The organism is Rhodoferax mekongensis (assembly GCF_032191775.1).
Classification (GTDB): domain Bacteria; phylum Pseudomonadota; class Gammaproteobacteria; order Burkholderiales; family Burkholderiaceae_C; genus Allorhodoferax; species Allorhodoferax mekongensis.
This window is the reverse complement of record NZ_CP132507.1, coordinates 257,612-283,239: the sequence shown is the minus strand read 5'-3', so window position 1 is coordinate 283,239 and position 25,628 is coordinate 257,612. Positions and strand designations below refer to the sequence as shown.

The following is a 25,628-nucleotide window of genomic DNA, read 5'->3' as shown; positions in this document are numbered from 1 at the left end:
AGGTTCGCCGTTTTCATTTAAGGGAAATCTCAACTATGGCTAAGGCATCCAACAACAACTGGTGGCGCGGTGGCGTGATCTATCAGATTTACCCACGCAGCTATGCAGACAGCAATGGCGATGGCATCGGTGATCTGGAAGGCATCACTGCCAAGCTGGACTACGTGGCTGACTTGGGGGCGGACGGCATCTGGCTGTCCCCATTCTTCAAGAGCCCGATGAAGGACTTCGGCTACGACGTCAGCGACTACTGTGACGTCGATCCCATGTTCGGCACGATTGCAGATTTCAAGAAGTTGGTAGAGCGCGCACATGCGCTGGGACTCAAGGTCATGATCGACCAGGTACTGTCCCACAGTTCCGACCAGCATCCCTGGTTTGTGGAGAGCCGCTCCAGCCTGGACAACCCCAAGGCGGATTGGTACATCTGGGCAGATGCCAAGAGTGACGGCACACCGCCTAACAACTGGCTGTCCATTTTCGGTGGCAGTGCATGGCAGTGGGACACCCGCCGTTGCCAGTACTACATGCACAACTTCCTGACCAGCCAGCCGGACCTGAACTTCCACAACCCTGAAGTGCAGGACGCTTTGTTGGCGACCGTGAAGTTCTGGCTGGAATTGGGCGTGGATGGCTATCGCCTGGATACTGCCAATTTCTATTTCCACGACGCCCAATTGCGCGACAACCCAGCGCGCGGACGCCCTGATGGCGAAGACCCAGCAGTCAATGCCGTGAACCCCTACGGATGGCAATGGCACAAATATGACAAGAGCCAGCCGGAGAACCTGGCTTTCCTGCGCCGTTTGCGTGCCTTGCTGGACGAGTACCCCAACACCACCATGGTGGGTGAGATCGGCGACGACGATGGCTTGGCCCGTGTTGCCGAATACACCAGCGGTGGCGACAAGCTGCACATGGCCTACTGCTTTGACCTGCTAGGCACCGCTCACACGGCTGCGCACTTCCGCAGCTTTGTGAAGCGCTTTGAAGAGGTGGCGCCTGGTGGCTGGCCCTGCTGGGCACTTTCCAACCACGACGTGGTGCGCGTAGCGTCCCGTTGGGGTACCTCGGCACCTACAGCAGCCCCCGCGCTATTGCGCTTGGGGGCCGCCTTGCAAATGTCCCTGCGTGGCTCGCCTTGCATTTACCAAGGCGACGAACTCGGCTTGCCGGAGGCAGACATCGCTTTCGAGGATTTGCAAGACCCGTACGGCATCACCATGTGGCCGGAGTTCAAAGGCCGTGACGGCTGCCGTACCCCCATGCCTTGGAAAGCGGGTGCGTCTGACCTCGGCTTCTCGTCGGCGTCTTCCAGCGCCAAGCCTTGGCTGCCAGTGGCTGCAACGCATCGGGGCTTGACGGCTGATGCGCAGTTGCAGGATGCCGGTTCGTTGCTGCACTTTTACCGCCAGCTTTTGCGCTGGCGCAAGACGCGCCCCAGCCTGGTTTCAGGAACCCTGGAAGTCTTGGAGGCGCATCCGCAGGTGTTGGCCTATGTGCGTCGATTTGAGGGCGAGACAACTCTGTGTGTCTTCAACTTCAGCCCTGAAGCCGTCCAGTGGACTGTGCCGGCTGAATTTGCATCATTGAGCCTTGTGGACGGTAGTGGCCTTGCACAAGTTCATCTGCAGAACGCAGGGCTGGCGCTGCCCGCTTGGGGCGGTGCATTTTTGGGCGCCGCCTGAGCAACACGCCAGACGCTAACAGGGGTACAGTGCTCCCATGAGTACTCCACCCCGGTTGCGGCTGAATACGATCGCCGGGCCTTTGCTCGGCGAATTTCTTTTGGGCATGACCGTGGCCATGGGCGGGCTGTGGCTGGCATCGCACGAGTCCGATGTGGCGGCCGGCGCCTTCGGCCTGGTCAACCAGATTCTTGAAACCCTCAATGTCGCTTTTCGCGTCCTGGCCATCGGGCTGGGAGTGATGGTGACGCAGTACCTCGGCGGGGAGCAGCAAGCCGCAGCCCGGCGCGCTGCACTTTTGGCACTGGGCGCGAGCACCTGGGTCGGCAGCTTGATCGTTGTGTTGGTAGTCGCCGGCAATGACCAAGCGTTGGAGTGGCTCAATGCCCCGCAAGCGGTGGCCGCTTTGGCAGCACCGTATCTCCAGTGGTTTGCGCCTGCCTTGCTCCTGGATGCCTATAACCTGAGCATGGCCGCGGTGCTGCGCGCGCACCTGTTCGCGAAGGATTCCTTGCGCATCATGGTGGCCATGCATGCCACCCACTTGGGACTGGCATTTCTGATCATGCGGGGCTGGGGTGAGTGGGACGGTATGGGCCTGGAGGGTTATGCCATCGCCATGTTGATAAGCCGCGCCTTGGGCTTGGTATTGCACTTGTGGTTTTGGCGGGTGCGCATGCAATTGATCCCCGGCTTTCGTGATTGGTGGACTTTCTCCTGGAAGGACTTGGCCCCTGTGCTGCGTGTTGGCCTACCCGGTGCGGGGGTCGAAATGACCTACCGTGCCGCCTTTATGGTGTCGGTGGCTGCTACCGCGCGTTTGGGTGTAACGGCACTGGCCACCCACTCCTACACCTTGCAGCTGCTGAAATACGTGTTACTCACGAGCATGGCGATCGGCTGGGCCTGCGAAATCATGGTCGGGCGCTTGATAGGGGCGGGCGATCTGCGTGAGGCCAATGGATTGGTGCGCAAAGCCGTGCGCAATGGCTTGCTGGCATCCGGCTCACTGGCTTTGCTGGCTGCGCTAGGCGCTCCCTGGTTGATGCGAGCTTTTACCAAGGACGCTGCTGTCATTGAAGCTGCACAGACCTTGCTTTGGATCTCGTTGCTGTTGGAGACCGGCCGCGTATTCAACCTGATTTTGAATGGTGCCTTGCGTGCCACTGGCGATGCCATCTTTCCCGCGGCGTCCAGTGTGGCGTCGCTGGTGTTGGTGCTGGGTGTGGGGTCGTTCTGGTTAGGGCGCCTGTTCGGCCTGCCCGGCATCTGGCTGGCTTACGCGATTGACGAGTGGATCCGCGGGCTCTTGCTGTTGGCCCGTTGGGTGTGGCGCGGCTGGCTGCCCAATGCCCGGGACAGCCGCCGACGCCTGCGAGCTGACGCCCCTTAACCGAAGGCGAGGGGCAAGACCCCGGTCGCATCAGTTTGCAAGGTGAATACGCTGCCGGAGAGCGGGTATTCGGCCAGGACCGCATCGCTCAAGCCTACACGTGCCGAGGTCACCAACATGGTCTTCAAGTCATCGCCGCCGAAGCTGATGCTGGTGATCTGTGTGGCGGGCATTGGGATGGTTTGCAGGCATTCACCTTCCGGTGTGAAACGGCGTATGCAAGCGCCGCCCCAGAAGGCAATCCAGACGTTACCGGCGGCATCCAGCGTCATGCCGTCCGGAGTGCCTTCCTCATCGGTGAACACGCGCCATATGGTTTTTTCGGTTACCTTGCCTTGTGCATCCATGCGATAGCGGTACACCGTGTTCAGAAAGCTGTCGGTGTGCAGCATCCACGAGGCATCGGCTGCAATGGCGGGGCCGTTGGCAATGTAAATGTCCTGTTCCACCACCTCGCAACTGCCATCCGCATTGAGTCGCGCCAGCTGCCCTTTGCGGCGGCCGGGGTCGTCGTTGTCCATGGATCCGGCCCAGATGCGGCCGTGGGCATCCGCCTTGGCGTCGTTCAGCCGCACCGTGGGTTGACCTGCATGGGGTTGGGCTACCGGCTCCCAGCGTACCGAGGGCTCCAGCCAAAGCCGGACTATACCGCTCTGAAAACCAGCCATGAAGCCATCGCCGTCTTTGCGGGGAATCAGCCAACCCACGCGCTCAGGCATCTTCCAGCTCTGGCGAAGATCGGTGGACGGCGTCCAAGCGTGAACCGCACAGCCGTGAATGTCCACAAAGAAAAATCGCTTGCTTTGCGCGTGCCACAAGGGGCCTTCGCCCAGCAGCAAGTCTGCTGGCCAGGCGGGGGTAGGGGGCGTGTGCTTCAGGTCCATCCGGCGTCCACCACAAAGTCTTGCGCGGTCACCATGCCGCTGTCAGCTGCCGACAAGAACAGAGCCATATTGGCGACGTCCGCACCAAGGATGCGCCCCGGCAGGCAGTGGTTCTCTTTCATGGCACGTTCACCGGCTTCGTCCACCCACATGGCCAGCTGCTTGTCCGTCATGATCCAACCCGGGGTGAGCGTGTTCACGCGGATGTTGAATTCGCCCAGTTCGCGCGCCAGGCTGCGGGTGAGCCCCACAGTGGCAGATTTGCAGGTGGCGTACACGGGGTAGCCTTTGCCCTTGATCTTCCAGCTGGTAGAGCCCAAGTTCACGATGGCGCCGCCGCCTGAGCGCTTCATGCCATCGACCACGGCCTGTGCAGCAAAAAAGTGGGGCCGCAAGTTGACAGAGACACGCCAATCGAAATCGTCGGCCGTAACCTCGGAGAGCTCATGGCGCTGGTCGTTTGCCACGTTGTTCACCAGCACCGTGATGTCGCCGAAGCGCGCTGCCGCCGTGGCAATGGCCGCTTTCAAAGCATCCACGTCTGCGGCATCACTCTGCAAGAACAGGGGCTCGGGTCCGAGCGCTTTCGCTGCATCAATGACCTGTTGGGCCGCCTCTGCATTGCGACCGGTAAAGGCGACCTGGGCGCCCTGCCGGGCAAAGGCAATCACGATGTCGCCGCCGATGCCGGAACTGCCGCCGGTCACGAAGACGCTGCGTCCTTTCAGGCTGGGGTACTGCGCGAAGTGGGAGAGTGATTCCGGCTTCATAGGCTTCCAAAGGGTTAAAAACACGCCATTGTAGGTCTATTCATCATACAAATAAACCACCAATAAGCGCCTTATGTTTCCGGCTGGATGGTGGCGCGGATCAGGCTGCGGGTATCGGACAGCATGCCCGCCATGCGGTGCAGCGCGTTTTGCGGCTCCTGCAGGCGGATGGCATCGAATACTTTCTGGTGGTCCGGCAAGGCTTGTTTGAAGTTGTCCGAGGTGCGTGCCGTCACGCCCAGCAAAGACTCCAGCGCGCTGCCAATGATGGCTGCCAAAGGCATCAGCAACGGATTGTTGGTGGCTTTGAGAACCGCGGTGTGGAACTCCAGATCGGCCTGTACCCACTGGGCGATGGTGCTAGCCGTTTCCATGGTGCGAAGCGCCTGCGCAATGGACTCCAGCTGCTCCGGGCTGCGGCTGGTGGCTGCGAGCGCTGCCGCGGAGGGCTCAATGATTTCGCGCAGTTCTGTGAGGTGGCGCAAAAAATCGGCATCCACGCCGGTGGCGCAGCGCCAGGCCAGAATGTCTGGGTCCAGCAAATTCCATTGGTCTTTGGTGCGCACGCGCGTGCCGATGCGTGGCCGGGCTTCCAGCAGCCCCTTGGCTGCGAGCACCTTCACCGCTTCGCGCAATGCGGTGCGGCTGACCGCGAGCTCCTGGCACAACAGTTCTTCGTTAGGCAGTACTTTGTCCGCAGGGTATTGCCCGCCGACCACGCGACGCCCCAGTTCCTGAACGACTTGGCCATGGAGCTTTCGGCCGGTGTATGTAGTGTGGGGCGCTGAAAATGTCCTGTTCATGGTGGCAAGAGTATGCGCTGGAAACCCGATGAATCATCATATGTTTAAATCGGGGCACTCAACACAGGCTCAATTCCTTATGTCTTTGAAACCTTCTGCGTCCATTGTCGGTGTGGATTGGGGGACCACCCACCGCCGCGCCTATGCCATCACCCCCTCTGGCGAATGCCTGAGCGACATGAGCGACAGCGATGGCGCCATGGCGTGCAAAGGGCGCTTTCCGCAGGCATTGGTTGCTGCGATGAATCAACTCAATACCACGCCTTCGCTGGTGGTTGCCTCGGGCATGGTGGGCAGCGCACTGGGTTGGCACGAAGTGCCGTATGTGGATGCCTCGGTGCCGCTGCATGCGCTGGCGGAACACGCGTTTCGAGTGCCGGATGCACCTGCCGCCGTACCCGTGTTGCTCTTGCCGGGCTATTGCATCCGCAACTCGGCGGGCGTGCCGGACGTGATGCGCGGGGAGGAAACGCAGCTTCTGGGCGCGTGGGCCATGGGGCACCAATCGGGCTGGTTTGTGTTGCCCGGCACGCATAGCAAATGGGTGCTGCTGCAAGACGGCGTGGTACGCAAACTGCGCACTTACATGACGGGTGAACTCTACGACTTGCTGCGCAAGCACGGCACGCTGGCCGCTGCTGCGGGCGGACAGGCAGAGTGGGACGACGCAGCCTTTGCAGCGGGCGTGGATGCGGCAGGTGCCCATGCCTTGAGCCATGTGTTGTTCAGCGCAAGAGCGCGAGTGGTCAGCAAAGACATGCCGGCGCAGTCCACTGCGTCGTATCTGAGCGGCGTCCTGATCGGTACCGAGTTGAAAGATGTCCTCGGCGTGGACACGGGCGAAGTCCCCACCTTCCAGCTGATCGGCTCCCCGCAGCTAGCAGAGCTGTACCAAAAAGCGGCTTCGCGTCTGGGCTGCCGCTTTGACATTCTGGATGCCCGCCAGGCCTTTCTCGCAGCGGTGCAACACATTCATTCTCATTGGAGCGCTTGATGACTTCCGTTTTTCCCTTGTTGGCGCAAGCCCGACATTTGCCCTTGATTGCCATTCTGCGGGGGCTCAAGCCTGAAGAGGCACTGGATATTGGACAGGCCTTGTTTGAGGCTGGTTTCCGTACTCTCGAAGTACCGCTGAATCGACCCGGTGCTATCGAATGTATAGCTGCTCTCGCAGGTGGATTGGGCGCTGATGCCCTGATTGGTGGTGGAACCATGTTGACCGTGGCCCATGTGGATGCTGTGCATGCCGCAGGTGGCCGCTTGATGGTTTCGCCCAATTGCGAACCGGCTGTGATCCGCCGTGCCGTGGGTTTGGGCATGCTGGCAGCCCCTGGTGTGGCGACCCCCACCGAAGCCTTTGCCGCGTTGGCGGCCGGCGCGCATGCATTGAAGCTGTTCCCCGCAGAGTCGCTGGGGCACGGTGGCTTGAAGGCGCTCAAGTCTGTAGTACCGACCGGGACCGACCTCTGGCCGGTGGGAGGCATCACTCCCGAGAGCATAGGGCCTTGGGTCAAAGCCGGCGCCACAGGCTTCGGCATCGGCAGCCAGTTGTACGCACCGGGCGTCACTGCGGCGCAGGTTCACGATCGTGCCAGCGCCTATGTGCAGGCCTGGCAAGCCACCAAGGCCTAGTCTTCGCTCGTGGAGCCTTGCTTGAGCAGCAGTGCCCGTTCGTACAGCGCGTTGCGCGGCTCGCCGGTGATGTCGGCGGCCAGCTTCACGGCTGATTTAAGCGGCAATTGCTCCAGCAGCAAGCTCAGCACGCGGTCATCCGCCGTGCTGGCGGCCGCAGCCGCAGGGTGTATCACCAGCGCGAACTCGCCGCGCAAGCGGTTGGCATCTGCGGCCAACCATGCGCTGAACTCGCTCGCATCGACGGTGGCCACCTCTTCAAACTGCTTGGTCAGTTCCCGGCCTACCGTGACTTTGCGTGCGCCCAGGGGTGCAAGCGCCTTGGCCAGTGCTTCCAGCCGGTGTGGAGCCTCGAGCAGCACCACTGCGTCGGGCTGGGCGGCAATCGCCACCACCTCGTTCGCACGTTCGGTGGCCTTGGAAGACAGAAAGCCCCGGAAGACAAAACCGCCATGGCCTTCGCCCGCAGCGACCAGACCGGCTACAGAAATAGCGGTCACCACGCTGCTTGCTCCCGGCAGGGGAATAGCGCGCAAGCCTTGCGCCCGCACTTGGGCCACCAGCCGTGCGCCGGGGTCGCTCACGCCGGGTGTGCCGGCGTCGCTCACATAGGCCACGCGTTGGCCTTCCCGCAGGCGGGCGATCACCGTCTGCGCCGCTTCGGTTTCGTTGTGCTGGTGCACAGCCAGCAGGGCTGCGCCCGCTTTGTCGATGCCATAAGCGCGCAGCATTTGCTGGGTGTGGCGTGTGTCTTCACAGGCGATGCAATCAACGAGTCCCAGCACGTGCAGGGCACGCAGGGTGATGTCTGCCAGATTGCCAATGGGTGTGGCGACCACATAGAGGCAGCCTTGCGGATAATGCTGCTCACCGGCCGCATCCTTGGCGGCCTGGATGGCTGAAGAAAAAGACGCACTCATATGGGCTTACTTCCATCACGACCGGCCCGCGCCACCACCAAACAGGTTGGTGATGCGGCAGAAGAGCAGGCCTTGGGTTTTTTGCAAGCCAAAGGGCTGCAATTCGTTGCGCGCAATTATCGGACGCCCGGCCGGGGTGGCGGAGAAATCGACCTCATCCTTCGCGACAAGGACGGAACTCTCGTCTTCGTGGAGGTGCGAAAGCGCAATCGTACCGACCACGGCGGAGCTGCTGCCAGCATCGGGCATGTGAAGCAGCGGCGCATCATCTTCGCCGCCAGGCACTACTTGTTGGGCTTGCGTACCATGCCACCTTGCCGGTTTGACGTGGTGGTGATTGACGGTGATGCGGTGGAATGGCTGCGCGCTGCCTTTGACGCATCCTGATACAACCCTTAAGCGCGCTGTAACAAGGGCTTCTAGGGGGCACGGTATCATGCCGCCCATGCTGGAACAACGTATACAACAACACTTTATCGACAGCGCGGACCTCAAATACCAATCCGCGCAGGGCTTGAGCAAGCCCATCACAGACGCAGTGCAAGCCATGTTGGCCTGCGTCACCAGTGGCGGCAAAGTGCTGGCCTGCGGTAACGGTGGATCGGCGGCAGACGCCCAACACTTCGCTGCAGAATTTGTGGGTCGGTTCGAGCGTGAACGGCCCGAGCTCGGCGCCATTGCGCTGACCACCGACACCTCCATCATCACCGCGATAGCCAACGATTACGACTACAACGTGATCTTCTCCCGCCAGGTGCGCGCCTTGGGCGCGCCCGGTGATGTGTTGCTGGCCATCTCGACCAGTGGCAATTCGGCCAATGTGCTGGCGGCCATTGAAGCCGCGCACGAGCGCGAAATGGTGGTGGTCGGGCTGACCGGCAAAGGCGGCGGCAAAATGGCCCAAGTGCTTCGCGATACCGATGTGCACATTTGTGTGCCTCACGACCGCACGGCCCGTATTCAAGAAGTCCATATTTTGGCGCTGCACTGCATCTGTGACGCAGTCGACGCCCAACTCCTCGGTGAACAGGAACCCCAATCATGAAAAAAATCGTCTCCCGTATTGTTATCGGTACCTTGCTTGCCTCCAGCTTGAGCGGCTGCTTCCCCCTGCTGGTCGGTGGCGCAGTAGTAGGCGGAAGCCTGGTCGCTACGGACCGCCGCACTTCCGGCAGTTTGGTGGAGGATGAAGGCATTGAATTGCGCGCCTCGAGCCGCATCCGCGAAAACCTGGGCGAGCGCGTGCATGTGAACGTGACCAGCTACAACCGCCAGGTACTGTTGACCGGCGAAGTGCCCAACCTGCAGGACAAACAGCTGGTAGAAAAAATTGTGTCCGGCGTCGACAACGTGCGCAACATCGTGAACGAGCTGGACGTGATGGGCAATTCCACCTTGACCCAGCGCTCTTCAGATTCGCTGGTGACAGGCCGTGCCAAAGCCGCTCTGGTGGATGCCAAGGACCTGTTTGCGAGCGCCTTCAAATTGACCACCGAGCGCGGCACGGTCTATGTGATGGGCCGGGTCACCGCACGCGAAGCCAAGCGCGCCACCGACATCATCAGCAACACCAGTGGTGTGCAGCGTGTGGTGCGGATTCTGGAAATCATTTCCGAAGAAGAGCTGGCCCGTACCTTGCCGCAGCAACCCCCTGCCGAACAGAAAAGGTAAATAAAAAAGGCCCCTCGGGGCCTTTTTTGTTGGGGGCAATCAACTGCCGTTTACTTGAGTCGCTTGATCAAGCTGCTGGTGTCCCAGCGGTTGCCACCCATGAGTTGTACATCGGCATAAAACTGGTCGACCAGCGCCGTCACCGGCAGGCGGGCACCGTTGCGCTTGGCTTCGTCCAGCACCAAACCCAGGTCCTTGCGCATCCAGTCCACCGCAAAGCCGAAGTCAAACTTGTCTGCCACCATGGTCTTGCCACGGTTGTCCAGCTGCCAGCTTTGTGCAGCACCTTTGCCGATGACGTCCAGCACCTGGTTCATGTCCAGCCCGGCACGCTGACCGAAAGCTACCGCTTCCGACAAGCCTTGTACCAACCCGGCAATGCATATCTGGTTCACCATCTTGGCCAGTTGGCCCGAGCCGCTGTCCCCCAAGAGCGTGAACGCCCGGGAAAAGGCCATGGCCACCGGTTTGACCGCTTCAAAGGCAGTGGCGTCTCCACCGCACATCACGGTGAGCATGCCGTTTTGTGCGCCCGCTTGTCCACCGGACACCGGGGCGTCAATAAACTGCAGGCCCCGCGTTTGGGCTACCGCGCTCAGCTCGCGTGCCACGTCGGCAGAAGCGGTGGTGTGGTCCACAAAAATGGCGCCGGGCTTCATGCCCGCAAAGGCGCCATCTGCACCCAACACAACGCTGCGCAAATCCGCATCGTTGCCGACGCAGCAAAACACGATGTCCGCGTTCTGCACTGTCTCACGCGGGGTAGCTGCGTGCGAATGTGTGCCCAATTGGCTGCTGGCGCCCGCAAATTCTTCGCACCATGCTATGGATTTAGTAGCGGTCCGGTTGTAAACCGCCACTTGGTGGCCCGCGCGGGCCAAATGACCGGCCATGGGATAGCCCATGACCCCCAAGCCCAGAAAGGCAACCGAGTAAGCAGGGGAGGGATCGTAGGTTTTGTCGTTGATGTTTGGCATGGCTTACATGATGGCGAAGTTCTCAGTGCCGGCCGACAGGTCTTGCGACTTGCCACGGTGGCTGTTGAGCTTGATTTGGAGACGCAAGTCGTTGAGCGAGTCGGCGTTGCGCAGTGCGTCTTCGTAGGTGATGGCGTGGCCCTCGTACAGATCGAAGAGGGCCTGATCGAAGGTCTGCATGCCGGCCTGGCGGCTCTTCTTCATGATCTCTTTCACTTCCGAGACTTCACCCTTGAAGATGAGGTCAGAGATCAGCGGGGAGTTGATCATCACTTCCACCGCCGCCACTCGGCCCTTGCCGTCCTGCTTGGGGATCAGGCGCTGGGACACCATGGCGCGCAGGTTGAGCGACAAGTCCATCAGCAACTGGCTGCGCCGCTCTTCAGGGAAGAAGTTGATCACGCGGTCCAGCGCCTGGTTGGCACTGTTGGCGTGCAGGGTGGCCAGGCACAGGTGACCGGTTTCAGAAAACGCGATGGCGTGTTCCATGGTCTCGCGGTCGCGGATCTCGCCCATCAGAATCACATCCGGCGCCTGGCGCAAGGTGTTCTTCAAAGCCGCGTCCCAGCTGTCCGTGTCCAACCCGACTTCGCGCTGGGTGATTACGCAGTTCTTGTGAGCATGCACAAACTCCACCGGGTCTTCGATAGTGATGATGTGGCCGTAGGAGTTCTCATTGCGCCAGTCCACCATGGCAGCCAGCGTGGTGGATTTGCCGGAGCCGGTGGCGCCCACCAGAATGCACAGTCCGCGCTTGCTTTGCACAATGTCTTTGAGCACCTGGGGCACACCCAGACCGTCGATGGTGGGCAGAACTTGCGGAATCACGCGCAGCACCATCCCGACCTTGCCCTGCTGGATAAAAGCGTTGACCCGGAACCGGCCGATGGTGGCCGGTGCAATCGCGAAATTACTCTCCTTGGTGCGCTCGAACTCGGCAATCTGCTTGTCGTTCATGATGGAACGCGCCAGCGCCATGGTGTGGGCCGAGTTCAGCGGCTGTGGCGACACCTTGGTGACTTTACCGTCTACCTTGATGGCGGGCGGAAACTCCGCGGTGATGAACAAGTCGCTGCCATTGCGGCTGACCATCAACTTGAGCAGATCGTTGATAAATTTCGTGGCTTGATCGCGTTCCATCAGAACACCTCCTATTCACTAAAACATGGTGGCGTGCACATCCGCCCAAAACCAGAAATGCCGTGGAGCCAGCTTTGCTGGGCCACTGGCATTGCCCCCTGCAAGGGGGAAAGCGCAGCGACACGCAGTGCGCGGAGCCGGGGGGTGTTCCACAGTTACCCTGGGAAGTTCTCAGGAATCTTGGCTTTGCTGCGTGCTTCGGCCGCGCTGATTACGTTGCGCTTAACTAGCTCGGTGAGGTTCTGGTCCAGGGTTTGCATGCCTACGCTGTTACCGGTCTGGATGGCGGAGTACATCTGCGCGACCTTGGCTTCGCGGATCAGGTTACGGATCGCGCTGGTGCCCAGCATGATCTCGTGGGCTGCCACGCGGCCCTGGCCGTCTTTGGTTTTGCACAGGGTTTGCGAGATTACGGCTTGCAGCGACTCGGACAACATGGCCCGCACCATTTCTTTTTCTTCGGCCGGGAACACGTCGATGATCCGGTCAATGGTTTTGGCAGCACTGGAGGTGTGCAATGTGCCGAACACCAAGTGGCCGGTTTCCGCCGCTGTCATGGCCAGGCGGATGGTTTCCAGGTCGCGCATTTCGCCCACCAAAATCGCGTCCGGGTCTTCCCGCAGGGCGGACTTCAGGGCGGCGGCAAAGCTCAGGGTATGGGGGCCGACTTCACGCTGGTTGACCAGGCACTTCTTGGATTCGTGCACGAATTCGATCGGGTCTTCCACCGTCAGGATGTGGCCGAACTCGGTTTCGTTCAGGTAGTTCACCATGGCCGCCAGGGTCGTGGACTTGCCGGAACCGGTAGGGCCGGTCACCAGCACCAGACCGCGGGGCTTCAGGGCCAGGTCTGCAAAGATGCGGGGGGCGTTGAGCTGTTCCAGCGAGAGGATCTTGCTCGGAATCGTCCGGAACACGGCGCCTGCGCCGCGGTTGTGGTTGAAGGCGTTGACGCGGAAGCGGGCCAGGCCATCAATCTCGAACGAGAAGTCGATTTCCAGAAACTCTTCATACATCTTGCGCTGGGTGTCGTTCATGATGTCATACACCATGGCGTGAACCTGCTTGTGGTCCAAGGGTTCGACGTTGATGCGGCGCACATCGCCGTGCACCCGGATCATGGGCGGCAGTCCTGCCGAGAGGTGCAAGTCAGACGCTTTGTTTTTGACGCTAAATGCGAGCAGCTGGGTAATGTCCACGGAGTCCTCTCTAGGGGAATGGCAGGTTTGTTACGCTCGAGAGATTATGACGATGATTGCGGACAATCTCCACGCTGTTGCACAGCGTATTGCGCAGGCGTGCACCCAGTCCGGACGGCCGGCGGGCAGCGTGCGCCTCTTGGCTGTTTCCAAGACCTTCGGGCCTGACGCGGTGCAGCAGGCGTTTGATGCCGGGCAGCGCGCCTTCGGCGAAAACTACATCCAGGAAGCGGTCGACAAGATCACCGCGCTCAGCGCCCTGGCCATCGAATGGCATTGCATTGGGCCCATCCAGAGCAACAAGACCCGCTTGGTGGCCGAGCATTTTCAGTGGGCGCACACCGTTGACCGGCTCAAAATTGCCCAGCGCCTGAGCGACCAGCGCCCGCCGCACTTGCCGCCTTTGCAGGTGTGCATCCAGGTGAATGTGGACGGCGGCCCCAACAAGTCCGGCGTGACGCCGCAAGACGCGGTGGCGCTGGCGCTGGAAGTGGCGCAGCTGCCGCGTTTGCAGCTCAGGGGCATCATGTGCATTCCGGAGCCCGCTCCTGATTTTGTAGCTGCTCGCGCAGTATTCATGAGCGCCAAGGCCGTATTTGATGCCATGGTGGCGCAAGGGCTGCCGCTCGATACCCTCTCCATGGGCATGAGCGGTGACCTGGATGCCGCCGTAGCCGGTGGCAGCACCATGGTGAGGGTGGGCAGCGCCATTTTCGGAGCCCGCCCTACCCCGGCGTCTGCCTAGGTACGCACCCGGCCGTCGCCGGTCAGCATGGACATTTCCACAAAGGTGGAGGCGGCGTGGTCCGACTTGGAGAAGTTCACATTGAAGCCGCCGAAAGGCTGACCATTGATGCTCTCCATGGCAGCAATCAGGGAGTCCGCTCCGCCTTTGCCGCCGCTGCGACGTAGCGCCTCGGCGACCACTTTGGCGGCGATATAGCCCTCCATGCTGGAAAAGTTGGCTTGCACAGCGCCGTTGGTCTTGCGTACAGCCTCGGCGAATTCGCGTGATATCGCCTTGTTGCCCACATAGGGCGAAGGCACCACCTGGGACACCACGACGCCGGCGCCGTCCTTGCCCAGCTCGTCGGCCAGGGCTTGCGTACCTACGAAGGACACGTTGTAAAAGCCGCCGCCATAGCCTGCTTTGCGGGCCGCACGGATGTAAGCCGCGCTGGACTTGTACGCAGTGATCTGTACCACCGCCTCTGGGGCCGCTGCATTGAGGGTCTCTACCGCCTTGGCCACATCCACCGAATTGCGCTCCACGGTCGCCAGTGCCACCGGTTTGAGGTTCAGGGCGGTCAATGCCGCTTGCACGCCGTCCAGACCGGCTTTGCCGTAAGCGTCGTTCTGGTAGAACACCGCGACTTTGGTAATGCCCATGTTGTGCAGTTGTTTGACGATAAGGGCAGTCTCGTCGTTGTACGAGGCGCGTACGTGGAAGGCGTAGCGGTTAAACGGGTTGCGCAGTGCCATGGCGCCGGTAAACGGGGCAATAAACGGTACCCGGGCCTTGATGGCCAGGGGCAGGGCCACGGCGCTGGTGGGGGTGCCCACAAAAGCAAACAGTGCGGCTACGTCCTCTTCCAGCAACTTGCGGGTGTTTTCCTCGCAACGTGCGGGTTCATAGCCGTCGTCCAGCTTGCGGATCTCCACATTGCGCCCGCCGATGCCGCCTTGGGCATTGAGCTGGTCAAAGAACAGTTTGGCCCCTGCGTGGAGCTGGATGCCCAGTTGAGCGGCGGGGCCGGTGAACGCGGCAGACTGGCCAAGCACGATCCTGTCGGACTGGGCGTGAACTGCGGGGAAACCGGTCAGCGCGGTAGCGCCGGCGGCCAGGGTGAAATGACGTCGATTAAGCATCCGGTCATTGTCCCTGAATAGTTGTAACAGCTGTGTCGCCTGTTACAACTTGAGATGGGTTGTGTTCTTCACTTCTTCCATCACCGCGTAAGTGCGGGTTTCGCGCACACCGGGCAATTGCCAGAGCACCGTGCCTGCAAAGTGGCGGTAAGCGGCCATGTCGGCCATGCGGGTTTTGAGCAGGTAGTCAAAGCCGCCAGCCACCATGTGGCACTCCATGATTTCCGAATGCACTTGTACCGCGGCCTTGAAGGCCTCAAAGACATTGGGCGTGGTGCGGTCCAGCAACACCTCTACAAACACCATCATCCCGGCGCCCAGCTTGAGTGGGTTCAGGCGGGCTTCGTAGCCGAGGATATAGCCCTCTTTGCTGAGCTTCTGTACACGGGCCAGCACTGCGGTGGGGGAGAGGCCCACCGTTTCCGCCAGCTTCAGGTTGGCAATGCGCCCGTCTGCTTGCAAGCAGCTCAGGATGCGCAGGTCGATGCGGTCAAGTTCGATGTGGTCAATCACACCGTGAGCTTACTTCAGCTTGAAGAAGGACACCTCTTCGGCCAGGCGGGAGGCTTGCTCAGACAGTGCGGTGGCTGCTGCCGCAGTTTCTTCCACCAGCGCAGCGTTCTGCTGGGTGTTCTGGTCCAAGTCGTGCACAGCCGCGCCTACCTGGTTCACACCCAAAGATTGCTCCTTGGTGGCATTCGCAATTTCGGTCATCAGGCTGTCGATGCGGGCGGCGTTCGTCACGATGTCTTCAATGGTCTTGCCTGCTTCGCCCACCACCAGGCTGCCGCGTTCCACTTGCTCGATGCTGGCGGTAATCAGGCTCTTGATTTCCTTGGCCGCCTCGGCACTGCGGCCCGCGAGCGAGCGTACTTCAGATGCCACTACCGCAAAGCCGCGGCCTTGCTCGCCTGCGCGGGCGGCTTCCACCGCCGCGTTCAGGGCCAGGATGTTGGTCTGGAAGGCAATGCCGTCAATCACGCTGATGATGTCGGCAATCTTGTTGGACGAGGCATTGATGCCCTGCATGGTGCTCACCACCTGCGAGATGACCTCGCCGCCGCGCTTGGCGGATTGGGCGTTGGAGCGCACGATGTCAGCCGCGCCACTGACCGTGTCCGAGGTGCGCTGCACGGTCTCTGAGATTTGCGTCATGGTGGCTGCAGTTTGTTCCAGCGCAGCAGCGCTGGCCTCGGTGCGGCGGGACAGGTCTTGCGAGGCGGAGGCAATCTCTTCACTGGCCGTATTCACGTTGCCAGCGCCGTCCAGGGTGTTGCGCACGATCACACGCAGGCTGGCTTCCATGTCGCGCAGAGTGATCATGAGGTGCGCAGCCTCATCCTTGCCCCAAGGCGTCGGTGCGGTGACCAGGTTGCCCTTGGTGATTTGCTCCAGGTGGCCGGTGACTTCACGCAAGCCACCCATCATCACCTTGTAGAACGCCAGGAGCATGTAGAAGGCAATGGCCACGGAAAATGCGGCAATGTCGAGTCGAGTCCAAAAGCTCATGCGCAGATCAGCGATGCGCTCGCCCAAGCGAAGTTCGAGCTGTGCGAGCATCTTCTCGTTAAGTTGGCGCTCGGCTTCCAGAGAGGCCAATCCCATCTTGAGATAGGCATCGGCGTCGCCTGCAGTACTGCTTCCAAGTACCTGCTTTTTGGTTGCTTCTTGGAAGGCGTCATATGCGTCGTCATTGGCCTTCATGCCGAATTTCGCATCCGCCTCGGGGGTGCCGCCGGTGCTGCGGATGTAGGCGTTTTCGACAATGTTGTCTACGAAGCGCAAAATGCCGAAGTCCTCGTTAATACGAGAGTCAACGTAGTCGTCTTTAGACCCGGCTTTCAAGGCTGCCCAACCCAATGCGGATAACTCTGACACGTTTTCCATTTGCTGAGGGCCGTACAGTATTGAGTACACCATCAGGTAGTAAGTCTCCAGCTGCGGGTCCAGCGCCAGTTCTGAACTGTCGGCGACATGCTCGCCCAACTTGATCAGCGCATCGATGAAGTCGTTATGGACTTCAAACGTCTCTTCCTCGTCTTTGCCATTGGGGTTGGCCAACAAGGCCTGGTGCAGTTTCTCAACCTTGCCCAGCGCTTCAGCGGTATCCAGGTCCTTGCTCAATGCCTTGTCCACGGCTTGCAGCTTGGCGAACGCCTGGGTGACTGCGGTTTGGCTGGCGCTGAGTTCGGGGGATTTGGTGATGGCGTTGAGCCGCCGCAGCTGCGCTTGGCGGATCAATTCGTGCAATGGTTTGACGTAGGCCACACCTTGCAGCTCGTGTTCGGTGGTGACGACCTGAGCGCGGGTGTTGTTCCAAGTGTCCGCAATCAATAGCACGATGGGAATCAGGAACATCACCGCAATCCACGCGGATTTGGCAGGGAAGTTCAGCTTGCGGAACAAGCGGACGCCGGGGGACAACCAGCCGTGGTAGCGAAAGAAAGAACCAAACCCGGCGTCGCCGGCCAACGTTGTCTTGCTCACGAAATCCCCTTTATCAAGCGGGTTAATTTAAATGCATCATAACGGTGCGGAACACGTTCAAACGATTTTGAAAAGGGCTTTGTCGCCTCATTCCGGAGGATTTGATGACTTGACCGCGAACCCACCACGAGGAGTGGAGATGCCGAAAAATCGCTCCTCGGATTCCTCGGAGAAAACACGGTGGAGTTTGATGGGGAAGCCTGTGTGTCAAACAAGGATTCGATCGGGGGGGAGTGGTTCAAAGCAGTTGTTGAACTGGTTGCAGATTAAATCACTACTTTTCAATGAAATTTTGGATAAAAACTCATTTCAATAGTTGGAAGAATAGCGATTAATCAAATCATTGCAATGCGCAGGAGTCGCTATGTCTTCCCCCACCTGTTCCACCACGTTCACCTCCGTTCCACCCCGCCTACCCATGCCTTACCGTGCGGAAGACGAGGTCGTTTCCCACCGCTTGCAGATGCTGGATGGCGCGCTCGACTGGGCCCACGCCGCTCGCAGCGCCGAGCCTTGGGTGCAAGCGGTGCGCGACAACCCGCCCCCCTTCTGGGCGATGGAGAGTCTGCTCAAGGAATACCCCATCTCCAGCGCTGAGGGCCTGGCCCTGATGCGCCTTGCCGAAGCCCTGCTGCGCGTGCCCGATGCCGAAACCGCGATTGCGCTCACCACCGACCAGCTCGGCCGCGCCGACTTTGAGGCCAGCGGCGACAAGGTGCTCTCCCGCCTGTCCAGCACCGCCATTGCCCTGTCCAAACACTTTTTGCCGGATGCGCAAAACGAGCCCGGCTTGATGGCCAAGCTCGGCGCCCGTACGGTGGTGGCCGCCACGCTGCGCGCGGTGCAGTTGCTGGGGCGCCAATTTGTGCTCGGCCAGACCATGCCGGAGGCGATGAAAGAGGCCGATGTGTCTCGCAAAAAGGCCAATGTGCGCTTCAGCTACGACATGCTGGGCGAAGGCGCCCGTACTGACAAGGACGCGCTGCGCTACCTCAAGAGCTATGCGGACGCTATTGAATTCATAGCTGCTCGCGCAAACAAGACGGGCGCTCTGGCCGAAAACGATGGAATTTCCATCAAGCTCAGCGCCCTCTACCCGCGCTATGAAGACGCACATCGCCAAGCAGTCTTGGACGAGTTGGTGCCCCGCGTCTGGACGCTGTGCGAAGCCGCCGCTGCCGCCAACATCAACCTCACCATCGACGCCGAAGAGGTGGATCGCCTAGAGCTGTCGCTCGAAGTGCTGGAGGCCCTGTTGGCGCAAGTGGCTGCGCACTGCCCCCAGTGGGCGGGGCTGGGGCTGGCCATGCAGGCCTACCAGACTCGCGCGCTGGAGCTGATAGCCCACGTCACCGCACTGGCTCGCAAATACAAAATCAAGCTGATGTGCCGCCTGGTCAAGGGCGCGTATTGGGATGCCGAAGTCAAACGCGCCCAAGAGCTGGGCCTGCCGCATTACCCCGTGTTCACCCACAAGCACCACACCGATGTGTCCTACCTGGCCTGCGCCCGTGCGCTGCTGGCGGTGCCCGATGCCATTTACCCCCAGTTCGCCGGCCATAACGCCGGCACCATTGCGGCCATCCTTCAAATGGGCGCCAAAACGGGTGCGCCCTTTGAGCTGCAGCGCCTGCACGGCATGGGCGAGGGCATCTTCCGCGAAGTGCTCAAAAACCCGTTGGTGGCCTGCCGCGTCTACGCCCCGGTGGGCGCACACAAAGACTTGCTGGCTTACCTGGTGCGCCGCCTGCTGGAGAACGGCGCCAATTCCAGCTTTGTGCACCAGCTCGCCGACGAATCGGTGGGTATGGGCGAGCTGCTGATTTCACCTTTGCGCCTGGAGCCACACCCCAGCCTGCCGCTGCCCGCCGACCTGTTCGGCAAGCACCCCGGCAGCCGCGCCAATAGCACCGGTCTGGACCTGACCGTGGCCGCCATGCGCAACCCACTCTTGGCCGCGTTGCAGACCGCCTCCGTACCGGTGGTGCCGGAGTTTGATGTCAAAAACATCCCTGGCGCCTATGTGGCTTGCGCGAGCAGCTACCAAAAGTGGAGCAAAGTGCCGGTGGAAGAGCGCGCTGCCACTCTGCGCCGTGCGGCCGATGCGCTGCAAGCCGCGATGCCGCAGTTCTGCGCGCTCTTGGTGAAAGAAGCCTTCAAGACTTGGGGCGACGCGGTCAGCGAAGTGCGCGAGGCGGTGGACTTCTTGCGCTATTACGCCGACGAGGCGCAGCGCATCATGCAGCCCATCAGCTGCCCCGTCGTCGCCAACGCGCAGGCGGGCTACCAATACGGCGTAACCGGTGAGACCAACACCTTGCGCCTGACCGCGCGCGGAGTCTGGGTGTGTATCAGTCCTTGGAACTTCCCACTCGCCATCTTCATGGGTCAGGTCGCAGCGGCGCTAGCTACCGGCAACACCGTAATGGCCAAACCCGCCGAGCAAACGCCCGGCGTGGCAAAAGCCGCTGTCGATTTGATGGTGGCTGCCGGTGTGCCAGCTGACGCGTTGCAGCTCTTGCACGGCGCTGGCGAAACCGTGGGTGCGGCACTCGTCGCTCAGCCCGGCGTGGCTGGAGTGGTGTTCACCGGTTCCACTCAAGTGGCCAAAATCATCCAGCGTGCGCTGGCTGCCAAAGACGGCCCCATCGTCCCGCTGATTGCCGAAACGGGCGGCATCAACGCCATGCTGGTGGATAGCAGCGCACTGCCCGAGCAGGTGGTGGACGCGGTGGTCATGAGTGCCTTCCGCTCCGCCGGCCAGCGCTGCTCTGCGCTGCGCCTGCTGGTGGTGCACAGCGCAATTGCCGATGGCGTGATCGAGATGCTGCAAGGCGCAGCCCAGGAACTGCAGGCCGGCGACCCCGCCGACCTGGCCACCGACCTCGGCCCGGTGATTGACCGTGAGGCGTTCGACAACATCCAGCGCCACATCAGCCGTCTTCAGATGGAATCAAAAGTGCTGGTCGGAGCGGGCGTGGCAACGCGGTTTGCGCAGGTCAAGGAGGAGCCCGCAAATCGGGCGGGGGACACGGAGCAAAGCGCGTTGCCGCGCCCGCTCATAGCAAACCTGATTGCTCCCCATGCGTTTGAGGTGGCGAGCATTGCACATGTGAAGGCCGAAATCTTCGGCCCGGTGCTGCAAGTGGTGCGCTGGGACGGCAACCCGGAAGACGTAATCGCCCAAATCAACGCGCTGGGTTACGGCCTGACATTGGGTATCCAGACCCGCATCGACAGCCGTGCGCAGGCACTGGCTGCTGCCGCACACGTGGGCAACATCTATATCAACCGCAACATGATTGGCGCTGTGGTGGGCGTGCAGCCCTTTGGTGGAGAAGGCCTCTCCGGCACCGGCCCCAAGGCTGGTGGCCCGCACTACCTGTACCGCTTCTGCGCGGAGCAGACCGTGACCGTGAATACCACGGCCGCAGGTGGTAACGCGGCCTTGCTGGCGAGCTTGCACTGAGTGCCTCTACCCAATGGCGCGGGGTGCCCTTGGGTAGGCAGCTTAAAACAGGCAACCCGCGCTCACGCTGGGCGAGGCAGTCACAGCGGCAGGACTGGGATTGGGGTTTGGATTGGGGTTGCTGGTGGTACACGATGGCACGATGGCGGCCTTGCCCTCGCTATTGACGTTGTTCCCGCCAATGGTGATGGTCTGACGCAAATCGGGCAGTTCCAGGGTGGCTTGGGGCGACGTCATGATCGGGAGAAGTTCGTTGCCTTGAACTACCACGGATTGGCCCACCCCAAGGCCAATGCACCCGGCTTTGGTACACACCTCGATCTCGTCGAGCTCACCGGAGACGGTGACCGTGCCATCCGGGTTGTAGACGCTGCTGAAGCCCGAACCGCGAATGCCGATGGTGGACGCAGAGGTTTGCACCTTGTAGTTGTCGCGGTTGCGCTTCCCTATCAGTCCGGTAATGGCGCGCAAGCCCCCGCGGACAAAGTTCACCAGAAAGCTGTCCTGGGAGCCGTCCTTGGCATCGTTGTAGCGCTGAATCACCAGCTGACTGTCCGGGCTGAGCGACATGACGCCGCCATCGGTGAACTTGACTTGGGCGCGCCCCTGCGGCCCTGTGTTCAGGACGTCGCCGCTCTCGATGGAATCCCCTTTGATCAAGGGCGCGTTCTTGCCGGAGCGCTGGACTTGTACTTCGCCGAAGGTGAATTGGGCGATGCCCGCCGCCGCATGTCCGGTGGCAGGTACCCAGCCGAGGGCTGCCACGAAAGCCAAAGCGCCGGCAGCGCGAGTGAAGGACAGGATGGTCATGGTGTGAGCTCCTTGCACGGCGCTTAAAAATCGCGCCGCACGGCGACGGAGGCGCTGGTCTTGGCGTAAGAGTTGATGCTGATGGTCGAGTCGGTGCGAACCCACGAGACCACCGGTGTCACACGCCATTGGGGCGCAGGCACCCAAGAAAGCCCCAGGTCAATCATGCTTTGCTTGTCGCTGCGCGTTGTCTGAAACAGGCTGTCGTCGCCCCCGTACGTCCGGTCTTCCCAGCCCACACTGGCGAATCCGGAGAGGTTGGAGGTCCATGCCATTTGCGCGCCCAGGCGCAGGCCACCCAAGTTGTGGCCGAGCACATACTGGTCGCTATCAAATGGCCGTTCATTGCCCATGTACAGACCGCCGTAAGCCGTGACTCCGGACGGAAAGACCTGCACATACGTGCTACCGATGACTTGGCGCTTCATGTCACGCACCGCCTGGCTGGCATAGCGAACTTCACTGAGCTGCACAAAGGTGCCGAACTGACGGAAACCATCGAGGCGGTAAATCCACTCGCCCACAAGCCCGCCCTGTTGCCGGAATGCATTGCTGTAGAGCTCTTCATTGACAGCTTGCCAGCCGAGACTGAATTCATTCTTTTCGTGCCGGTATGCAACCCCGCCCAAAGCGGCATAACTGCGTGTGTCGAACTGATTGGCGTTGGAATCATTGGCCCGCAAATTGGCGCTGGCGCGACCGATCAAAGACCATTCGGGCGTGATCGCAAACCGGTTAGAGATGCCTGCGCGCAGATTGGCAAAGTTAGCCCTGACTTTGACGCCATCGGCGTTCAATGACACAACAGATCCGCTATAGGCAGGGACGGCCACAGAGTCATCATTGGGTGCGCCGTTGACGTTGGTATCCATGCCGATGGCACCTTCGAGGTAGGCTTTGAAGTTGCGTCGCCCCTTGGCATCCACTTTGTCGAGAGACTGAAGAAACTGGTCCATGGTGCTTGACACTTCGACCGGCGCACCGTCTTCCCGCGCACGGTTCAAAACCTCGCGGGCTTGACCGCCTTGTCCTACCGCATACAGCGCCCGTGCCAGCTCGATGCTCGCCTGTTTGTTTTGAGGTTGGGCGAGCAATACCCGCTCCAATGCAAAGATGCCCCGGCTGAATTTCTTGGTGCGATTGGCGGCAATGCCTAAAGCGAGGTCAAAGTCGGGGTCTCCCGCACGCCGTTCTTCCAGAGCCGATAGTGCTTCAAACGCCTCCGCGGGCTTGCCGGCTAAAGTGTCCGCCATGGCCTTGATGACGGCATCATCCATCTCTGCGTGTGCAGCGAGACTGAGTGGAATCCAGCCCGCCATCACGCAAACTCGTACAAATTTCATTGCTTCTCCCTGATGTAGGTACCCAACCTGCATGCCTTCTCACAATTTTAGATTGATACGTTGGCGATGGCAAAAAGCCATAGCCGGCAACAACGCATCTTTCCGTGCACCCAAAGTGAGCGCGCTACTGCTGGGACATTGATTGGTTTGTCGAGTCGCCGTGGGTTGCAGGTACATGAAGCGTCGTCGCCTTGAGACTGCGGCGCAACAGGCTGCGTAACTTGGCGGGTTGTAGCGGTTTCTTCAGCAAGACCAGGCCAGCTTGGTGTGCCTGATGTTTAACGTCTTCTTCAAGGTCCCCGGTGATCAGGCACGCGGGTATGTCTCTTTGCATTATGTTTCGCAATGCCACGATAACGTTGATGCCGTTTTGGTTGCGCGGCAACCGGAAGTCGCTGATGATGAAATCCGGAGGCTCGCCAACCTGCGCCGCGCGATGAACTTGTTCGGCGCTGTCAAAGAGGCTGGCCCGGCAGCCCCAGGATTGCAGCAGACCTTGCAGAGCTTGCCCGCCCAGGATGTTGTCTTCAATCAGCCAAATGCTGGCACCTTGAACGTCTGCAGTGGCTGACAGGTCTTCGGTGGCAGCACTGCCTGAGTTCGCAGGCCGCAAAGGGGTCGCTGTTGCGGTGACCGTGAAGCGGGTGCCGCACCCCAGCTGAGACCGCAGCACTAAAGGGTGACCCAACAAGCGGCAGGACCGGTCCACCATACTGAGTCCCAAGCCCAGTCCTTTGGCTCGATCTCTCTCCGGATTCTCGACTTGGAAGAACTCCTCAAACACCGTCTGGTGCAAGGACTCCTCAATGCCGATGCCGCTGTCCCACACCTGGATGCAGGCTTGGCTGCCCCTGGCGCTGGGCCGGCAAGTTACCAGCACGGTGCCGCGCGGGGTGTACTCCAGCGCGTTGCTCACAAGGTTCAGCAATATGCGTTGTAGCAGCACCGGATCGCTCATGACCCACATTGACGTGGGACGGATGCGCAGGTGCAGCCCTTTGGACGCGGCGGTGTTGGCAAAGAGAAGCCGCAACTGCTCGAAGATGTCGTTGACGTTCACCGGGCGTAGGGTATTTCCCGAAGGGTTGGACTCCAGTCGCGAGTAGTCGAACAGCACATCCAGCAGCTCCTGCAATGCGGTTGCAGATGCTGTCACTCCTTGCACCAGTGCCGCGCTCCCGTCCCGTTCCAGGGTCTCCGGATTACGCTCGGCATGGATCTGGCTTAACCGGGCTACGAACATCCCCAGCGCGTGCGCCGGTTGGCGCAAATCGTGGCTGGCGGCAGCCAGGAACCGGGATTTGGCCACATAAGCGGCTTCCACTCGGTCGTTGGCCACACGCAGCTCGCGGTTGCGGAATTCGGACTCCTGAAGCGCCTGGTTTTTCGTGCTCTCAAAGATTTGTGTCAGCACAAACAGAAGCAACACAAAACCGAACAGACTGTTGCTGAAGAACAGATGGGTCAATTCTGCGTTGTATTGCACAGGGGGGTGCACACCCACGGACGGCATCCACCCAAATGCCGCCACGGTCGCCAGTGTCATGGTCAGCCAGAAAATGGTTTTGGCGGTAAATCCGAAGAGAAGGGTGGCTGCAATTGGCGCAAGGGCAATCCACACGATCACGGGCGATTGCACGCCCCCGGAAAAGTAGGTCACCCCCACGACGGCGGCAAAGCAAATGGCGGTCTGTGCCATTGCGAGGCGGTTGTAGTGAATCTGAGTGCGCAGTCTGGGCAGCCAGAGTTGGTTCACCATCAACAACGCGCCATTACCCACCATCAACAGGATGCCGGGAAAGAATCCCATGAGCCAATTGAATCCGGCATATAGCAAGCTGGAAAGTGCGACGGCGGAGCCGAAATGGCTTAACAGTCTCAGCTTCTTTGGGTCCAGCGCCCCGTCCTCCGGTCGGCTCACTGTGAGGCTGGCCCCATGAATGTTGGTACATACAAGGTGCCATCCAGCACTTGGCGCAGCGCATGCCGCATGGTGCGCAATCCTGCAGATTTGGGGCAATACCCGTTAGCGCCGGCCTGAATCGCCGCGTGAAAGTCTTCGGGCTGCTCGGAGCCTGCGACTACCAACACCGGCAAGGCAGGTTGCATTTGACGGATCTGGCGTATGGTCGGAATGCCACCCAAGGGTTGCATTTCCAGGTCGATCAGAACCGCTTTGATGCGCGGGTTCGCTTCCAGCAGTTCAAGCCCATGGGCACCATCGCTGGCCTCCAGCACTTCTATGCCCGCTTGAAGTTGACGCAGCGCCGCCACCATGCCTTGGCGCACGATAGGGTGGTCATCAATCACAAGCAGTTGCATGCCGTGGAGTGTAGTCGTGGGGATCCATTGCTGGCTCAATTGCGGTGTGGAAAGCAGTGTTTGCAGCGCATCCGCGGGCATGGGCCGTGAGAAAAAGTAGCCTTGAGCGAAATCGCATCCCGCTTCGATGAGCAGATCGCGTTGTTGTGAAGTTTCAACTCCTTCAGCCACCACGCGCAGGCCCAACGCATGCGCCATGACCACCATGGCTTTGCACAAAATAAATTGGGTGCCCCCCAGTCCAAGCCCTG

General features: G+C 60.6%; 23 protein-coding genes and 1 pseudogene. 9 read left to right on the top strand and 15 right to left on the bottom strand.

The features are described from left to right. The first annotated feature begins 35 nt into the window (after window positions 1-35). A complete protein-coding gene (locus RAN89_RS01305) occupies window positions 36-1,688 on the top strand; it encodes an alpha-glucosidase family protein (RefSeq protein ID WP_313867892.1) in 1,653 nt (550 codons plus the stop codon). Window positions 1,689-1,725: 37 nt separating this feature from the next. Then, window positions 1,726-3,081 (top strand): MATE family efflux transporter, encoded by a 1,356-nt coding sequence (locus RAN89_RS01300; RefSeq protein ID WP_313867891.1) that lies wholly within the window; start codon window positions 1,726-1,728, stop codon window positions 3,079-3,081. On the opposite strand, the gene RAN89_RS01295 is transcribed toward RAN89_RS01300, so the two are convergent. The 3 genes from RAN89_RS01295 to RAN89_RS01285 form a co-directional block, all read right to left on the bottom strand. Next, entirely contained in the window at window positions 3,078-3,965 is an 888-nt protein-coding gene (locus RAN89_RS01295; RefSeq protein WP_313867890.1) for an SMP-30/gluconolactonase/LRE family protein, read from the bottom strand. The two genes, RAN89_RS01300 and RAN89_RS01295, sit on opposite strands and share 4 nt — an antisense overlap. Next, window positions 3,956-4,735 (bottom strand): SDR family NAD(P)-dependent oxidoreductase, encoded by a 780-nt coding sequence (locus RAN89_RS01290; RefSeq protein ID WP_313867889.1) that lies wholly within the window; start codon window positions 4,733-4,735, stop codon window positions 3,956-3,958. The genes RAN89_RS01295 and RAN89_RS01290 overlap by 10 nt, the downstream gene beginning before the upstream one ends. 71 nt (window positions 4,736-4,806) lie before the next feature. Then, entirely contained in the window at window positions 4,807-5,538 is a 732-nt protein-coding gene (locus RAN89_RS01285) for a FadR/GntR family transcriptional regulator (RefSeq protein WP_313867888.1), read from the bottom strand. 79 nt (window positions 5,539-5,617) lie between these two features. Between RAN89_RS01285 and RAN89_RS01280 the strand changes: the two genes are divergently transcribed. Together RAN89_RS01280 and RAN89_RS01275 are read left to right on the top strand one after the other, a co-directional pair. Continuing rightward, a complete protein-coding gene (locus RAN89_RS01280) occupies window positions 5,618-6,532 on the top strand; it encodes a 2-dehydro-3-deoxygalactonokinase (protein ID WP_313867887.1) in 915 nt (304 codons plus the stop codon). Beyond that, window positions 6,532-7,170 (top strand): 2-dehydro-3-deoxy-6-phosphogalactonate aldolase, encoded by a 639-nt coding sequence (locus RAN89_RS01275; RefSeq protein ID WP_313867886.1) that lies wholly within the window; start codon window positions 6,532-6,534, stop codon window positions 7,168-7,170. Before RAN89_RS01280 ends, RAN89_RS01275 begins: the two co-directional genes overlap by 1 nt. Here the strand turns inward: RAN89_RS01275 and rsmI are convergent. Continuing rightward, window positions 7,167-8,090 (bottom strand): 16S rRNA (cytidine(1402)-2'-O)-methyltransferase, encoded by a 924-nt coding sequence (gene rsmI / locus RAN89_RS01270; protein ID WP_313867885.1) that lies wholly within the window; start codon window positions 8,088-8,090, stop codon window positions 7,167-7,169. The genes RAN89_RS01275 and rsmI overlap by 4 nt on opposite strands. Between rsmI and RAN89_RS01265 the strand changes: the two genes are divergently transcribed. Genes RAN89_RS01265 through RAN89_RS01255 form a run of 3 tightly spaced genes read left to right on the top strand, consistent with a single transcriptional unit; the run spans window position 8,091 to window position 9,761 of the window. Continuing rightward, on the top strand, window positions 8,091-8,477 hold the full coding sequence (locus RAN89_RS01265; RefSeq protein ID WP_313867884.1) for a YraN family protein: 387 nt from the start codon (window positions 8,091-8,093) through the stop codon (window positions 8,475-8,477). Window positions 8,478-8,535: 58 nt separating this feature from the next. Beyond that, complete coding sequence (locus tag RAN89_RS01260; protein ID WP_313867883.1) at window positions 8,536-9,135, top strand: phosphoheptose isomerase; 600 nt, start codon at window positions 8,536-8,538, stop codon at window positions 9,133-9,135. After that, window positions 9,132-9,761 (top strand): BON domain-containing protein, encoded by a 630-nt coding sequence (locus RAN89_RS01255; RefSeq protein ID WP_313867882.1) that lies wholly within the window; start codon window positions 9,132-9,134, stop codon window positions 9,759-9,761. Before RAN89_RS01260 ends, RAN89_RS01255 begins: the two co-directional genes overlap by 4 nt. 50 nt (window positions 9,762-9,811) lie before the next feature. On the opposite strand, the gene RAN89_RS01250 is transcribed toward RAN89_RS01255, so the two are convergent. From RAN89_RS01250 to RAN89_RS01240, 3 genes are all read right to left on the bottom strand, one after another. Next, a complete protein-coding gene (locus RAN89_RS01250) occupies window positions 9,812-10,738 on the bottom strand; it encodes an NAD(P)-dependent oxidoreductase (RefSeq protein WP_313867881.1) in 927 nt (308 codons plus the stop codon). 3 nt (window positions 10,739-10,741) lie between these two features. After that, window positions 10,742-11,878 carry a PilT/PilU family type 4a pilus ATPase gene (locus tag RAN89_RS01245; RefSeq protein WP_087495403.1) on the bottom strand — a complete coding sequence of 379 codons (1,137 nt, stop codon included), beginning with the start codon at window positions 11,876-11,878 and terminating at the stop codon, window positions 10,742-10,744. A gap of 155 nt (window positions 11,879-12,033) precedes the next feature. Further along, window positions 12,034-13,077: a type IV pilus twitching motility protein PilT gene (locus RAN89_RS01240; protein WP_313867880.1), complete on the bottom strand. Its 1,044-nt coding sequence runs from the start codon at window positions 13,075-13,077 to the stop codon at window positions 12,034-12,036. Window positions 13,078-13,123: 46 nt separating this feature from the next. Here RAN89_RS01240 and RAN89_RS01235 point away from each other — a divergent pair, with 46 nt between their 5' ends. Beyond that, window positions 13,124-13,822 carry a YggS family pyridoxal phosphate-dependent enzyme gene (locus RAN89_RS01235; RefSeq protein WP_313867879.1) on the top strand — a complete coding sequence of 233 codons (699 nt, stop codon included), beginning with the start codon at window positions 13,124-13,126 and terminating at the stop codon, window positions 13,820-13,822. Here the strand turns inward: RAN89_RS01235 and RAN89_RS01230 are convergent. From RAN89_RS01230 to RAN89_RS01220, 3 genes are read right to left on the bottom strand one after another with little or no spacing between them, the layout of a single operon-like run. Then, window positions 13,819-14,946: an ABC transporter substrate-binding protein gene (locus tag RAN89_RS01230; protein ID WP_313867878.1), complete on the bottom strand. Its 1,128-nt coding sequence runs from the start codon at window positions 14,944-14,946 to the stop codon at window positions 13,819-13,821. The two genes, RAN89_RS01235 and RAN89_RS01230, sit on opposite strands and share 4 nt — an antisense overlap. 42 nt (window positions 14,947-14,988) lie before the next feature. Next, entirely contained in the window at window positions 14,989-15,459 is a 471-nt protein-coding gene (locus tag RAN89_RS01225; protein WP_087495399.1) for an Lrp/AsnC ligand binding domain-containing protein, read from the bottom strand. Window positions 15,460-15,468: 9 nt separating this feature from the next. Beyond that, window positions 15,469-17,433, bottom strand: a complete 1,965-nt coding sequence (locus tag RAN89_RS01220) for a methyl-accepting chemotaxis protein (protein ID WP_313867877.1) — start codon at window positions 17,431-17,433, stop codon at window positions 15,469-15,471. Between the two features lie 364 nt (window positions 17,434-17,797). Here RAN89_RS01220 and RAN89_RS01215 point away from each other — a divergent pair, with 364 nt between their 5' ends. Beyond that, complete coding sequence (locus RAN89_RS01215; protein WP_313867876.1) at window positions 17,798-20,902, top strand: L-glutamate gamma-semialdehyde dehydrogenase; 3,105 nt, start codon at window positions 17,798-17,800, stop codon at window positions 20,900-20,902. Window positions 20,903-20,944: 42 nt separating this feature from the next. On the opposite strand, the gene RAN89_RS01210 is transcribed toward RAN89_RS01215, so the two are convergent. From RAN89_RS01210 to RAN89_RS01190, 5 genes and pseudogenes are all read right to left on the bottom strand, one after another. Continuing rightward, on the bottom strand, window positions 20,945-21,712 hold the full coding sequence (locus tag RAN89_RS01210) for a FecR family protein (RefSeq protein WP_313867875.1): 768 nt from the start codon (window positions 21,710-21,712) through the stop codon (window positions 20,945-20,947). A gap of 23 nt (window positions 21,713-21,735) precedes the next feature. Continuing rightward, window positions 21,736-23,055 carry a porin family protein gene (locus RAN89_RS01205; protein ID WP_313867874.1) on the bottom strand — a complete coding sequence of 440 codons (1,320 nt, stop codon included), beginning with the start codon at window positions 23,053-23,055 and terminating at the stop codon, window positions 21,736-21,738. Window positions 23,056-23,179: 124 nt separating this feature from the next. Further along, on the bottom strand, window positions 23,180-24,865 hold the full coding sequence (locus tag RAN89_RS01200; RefSeq protein ID WP_313867873.1) for an ATP-binding response regulator: 1,686 nt from the start codon (window positions 24,863-24,865) through the stop codon (window positions 23,180-23,182). A 107-nt stretch (window positions 24,866-24,972) separates the two neighbouring features. Continuing rightward, complete coding sequence (locus RAN89_RS01195) at window positions 24,973-25,377, bottom strand: response regulator (protein ID WP_313869322.1); 405 nt, start codon at window positions 25,375-25,377, stop codon at window positions 24,973-24,975. A 141-nt stretch (window positions 25,378-25,518) separates the two neighbouring features. After that, window positions 25,519-25,575: pseudogene (locus tag RAN89_RS01190) on the bottom strand (hypothetical protein); the annotation flags it as partial. Window positions 25,576-25,628 lie beyond the last annotated feature (53 nt).

What these genes read in the sequence shown, in the direction of transcription:
- RAN89_RS01305 (WP_313867892.1), top strand. Translation starts at nt 36, where the DNA reads ATGGCTAAGGCATCCAACAACAACTGGTGGCGCGGTGGCGTGATCTAT.
- RAN89_RS01300 (WP_313867891.1), top strand. Translation starts at nt 1,726, where the DNA reads ATGAGTACTCCACCCCGGTTGCGGCTGAATACGATCGCCGGGCCTTTG.
- RAN89_RS01295 (WP_313867890.1), bottom strand. Translation starts at nt 3,965, where the DNA reads ATGGACCTGAAGCACACGCCCCCTACCCCCGCCTGGCCAGCAGACTTG.
- RAN89_RS01290 (WP_313867889.1), bottom strand. Translation starts at nt 4,735, where the DNA reads ATGAAGCCGGAATCACTCTCCCACTTCGCGCAGTACCCCAGCCTGAAA.
- RAN89_RS01285 (WP_313867888.1), bottom strand. Translation starts at nt 5,538, where the DNA reads ATGAACAGGACATTTTCAGCGCCCCACACTACATACACCGGCCGAAAG.
- RAN89_RS01280 (WP_313867887.1), top strand. Translation starts at nt 5,618, where the DNA reads ATGTCTTTGAAACCTTCTGCGTCCATTGTCGGTGTGGATTGGGGGACC.
- RAN89_RS01275 (WP_313867886.1), top strand. Translation starts at nt 6,532, where the DNA reads ATGACTTCCGTTTTTCCCTTGTTGGCGCAAGCCCGACATTTGCCCTTG.
- rsmI (WP_313867885.1), bottom strand. Translation starts at nt 8,090, where the DNA reads ATGAGTGCGTCTTTTTCTTCAGCCATCCAGGCCGCCAAGGATGCGGCC.
- RAN89_RS01265 (WP_313867884.1), top strand. Translation starts at nt 8,091, where the DNA reads ATGGGCTTACTTCCATCACGACCGGCCCGCGCCACCACCAAACAGGTT.
- RAN89_RS01260 (WP_313867883.1), top strand. Translation starts at nt 8,536, where the DNA reads ATGCTGGAACAACGTATACAACAACACTTTATCGACAGCGCGGACCTC.
- RAN89_RS01255 (WP_313867882.1), top strand. Translation starts at nt 9,132, where the DNA reads ATGAAAAAAATCGTCTCCCGTATTGTTATCGGTACCTTGCTTGCCTCC.
- RAN89_RS01250 (WP_313867881.1), bottom strand. Translation starts at nt 10,738, where the DNA reads ATGCCAAACATCAACGACAAAACCTACGATCCCTCCCCTGCTTACTCG.
- RAN89_RS01245 (WP_087495403.1), bottom strand. Translation starts at nt 11,878, where the DNA reads ATGGAACGCGATCAAGCCACGAAATTTATCAACGATCTGCTCAAGTTG.
- RAN89_RS01235 (WP_313867879.1), top strand. Translation starts at nt 13,124, where the DNA reads ATGACGATGATTGCGGACAATCTCCACGCTGTTGCACAGCGTATTGCG.
- RAN89_RS01230 (WP_313867878.1), bottom strand. Translation starts at nt 14,946, where the DNA reads ATGCTTAATCGACGTCATTTCACCCTGGCCGCCGGCGCTACCGCGCTG.
- RAN89_RS01215 (WP_313867876.1), top strand. Translation starts at nt 17,798, where the DNA reads ATGTCTTCCCCCACCTGTTCCACCACGTTCACCTCCGTTCCACCCCGC.
- RAN89_RS01210 (WP_313867875.1), bottom strand. Translation starts at nt 21,712, where the DNA reads ATGACCATCCTGTCCTTCACTCGCGCTGCCGGCGCTTTGGCTTTCGTG.
- RAN89_RS01205 (WP_313867874.1), bottom strand. Translation starts at nt 23,055, where the DNA reads ATGAAATTTGTACGAGTTTGCGTGATGGCGGGCTGGATTCCACTCAGT.
- RAN89_RS01200 (WP_313867873.1), bottom strand. Translation starts at nt 24,865, where the DNA reads ATGGGATTCTTTCCCGGCATCCTGTTGATGGTGGGTAATGGCGCGTTG.
- RAN89_RS01195 (WP_313869322.1), bottom strand. Translation starts at nt 25,377, where the DNA reads ATGCAACTGCTTGTGATTGATGACCACCCTATCGTGCGCCAAGGCATG.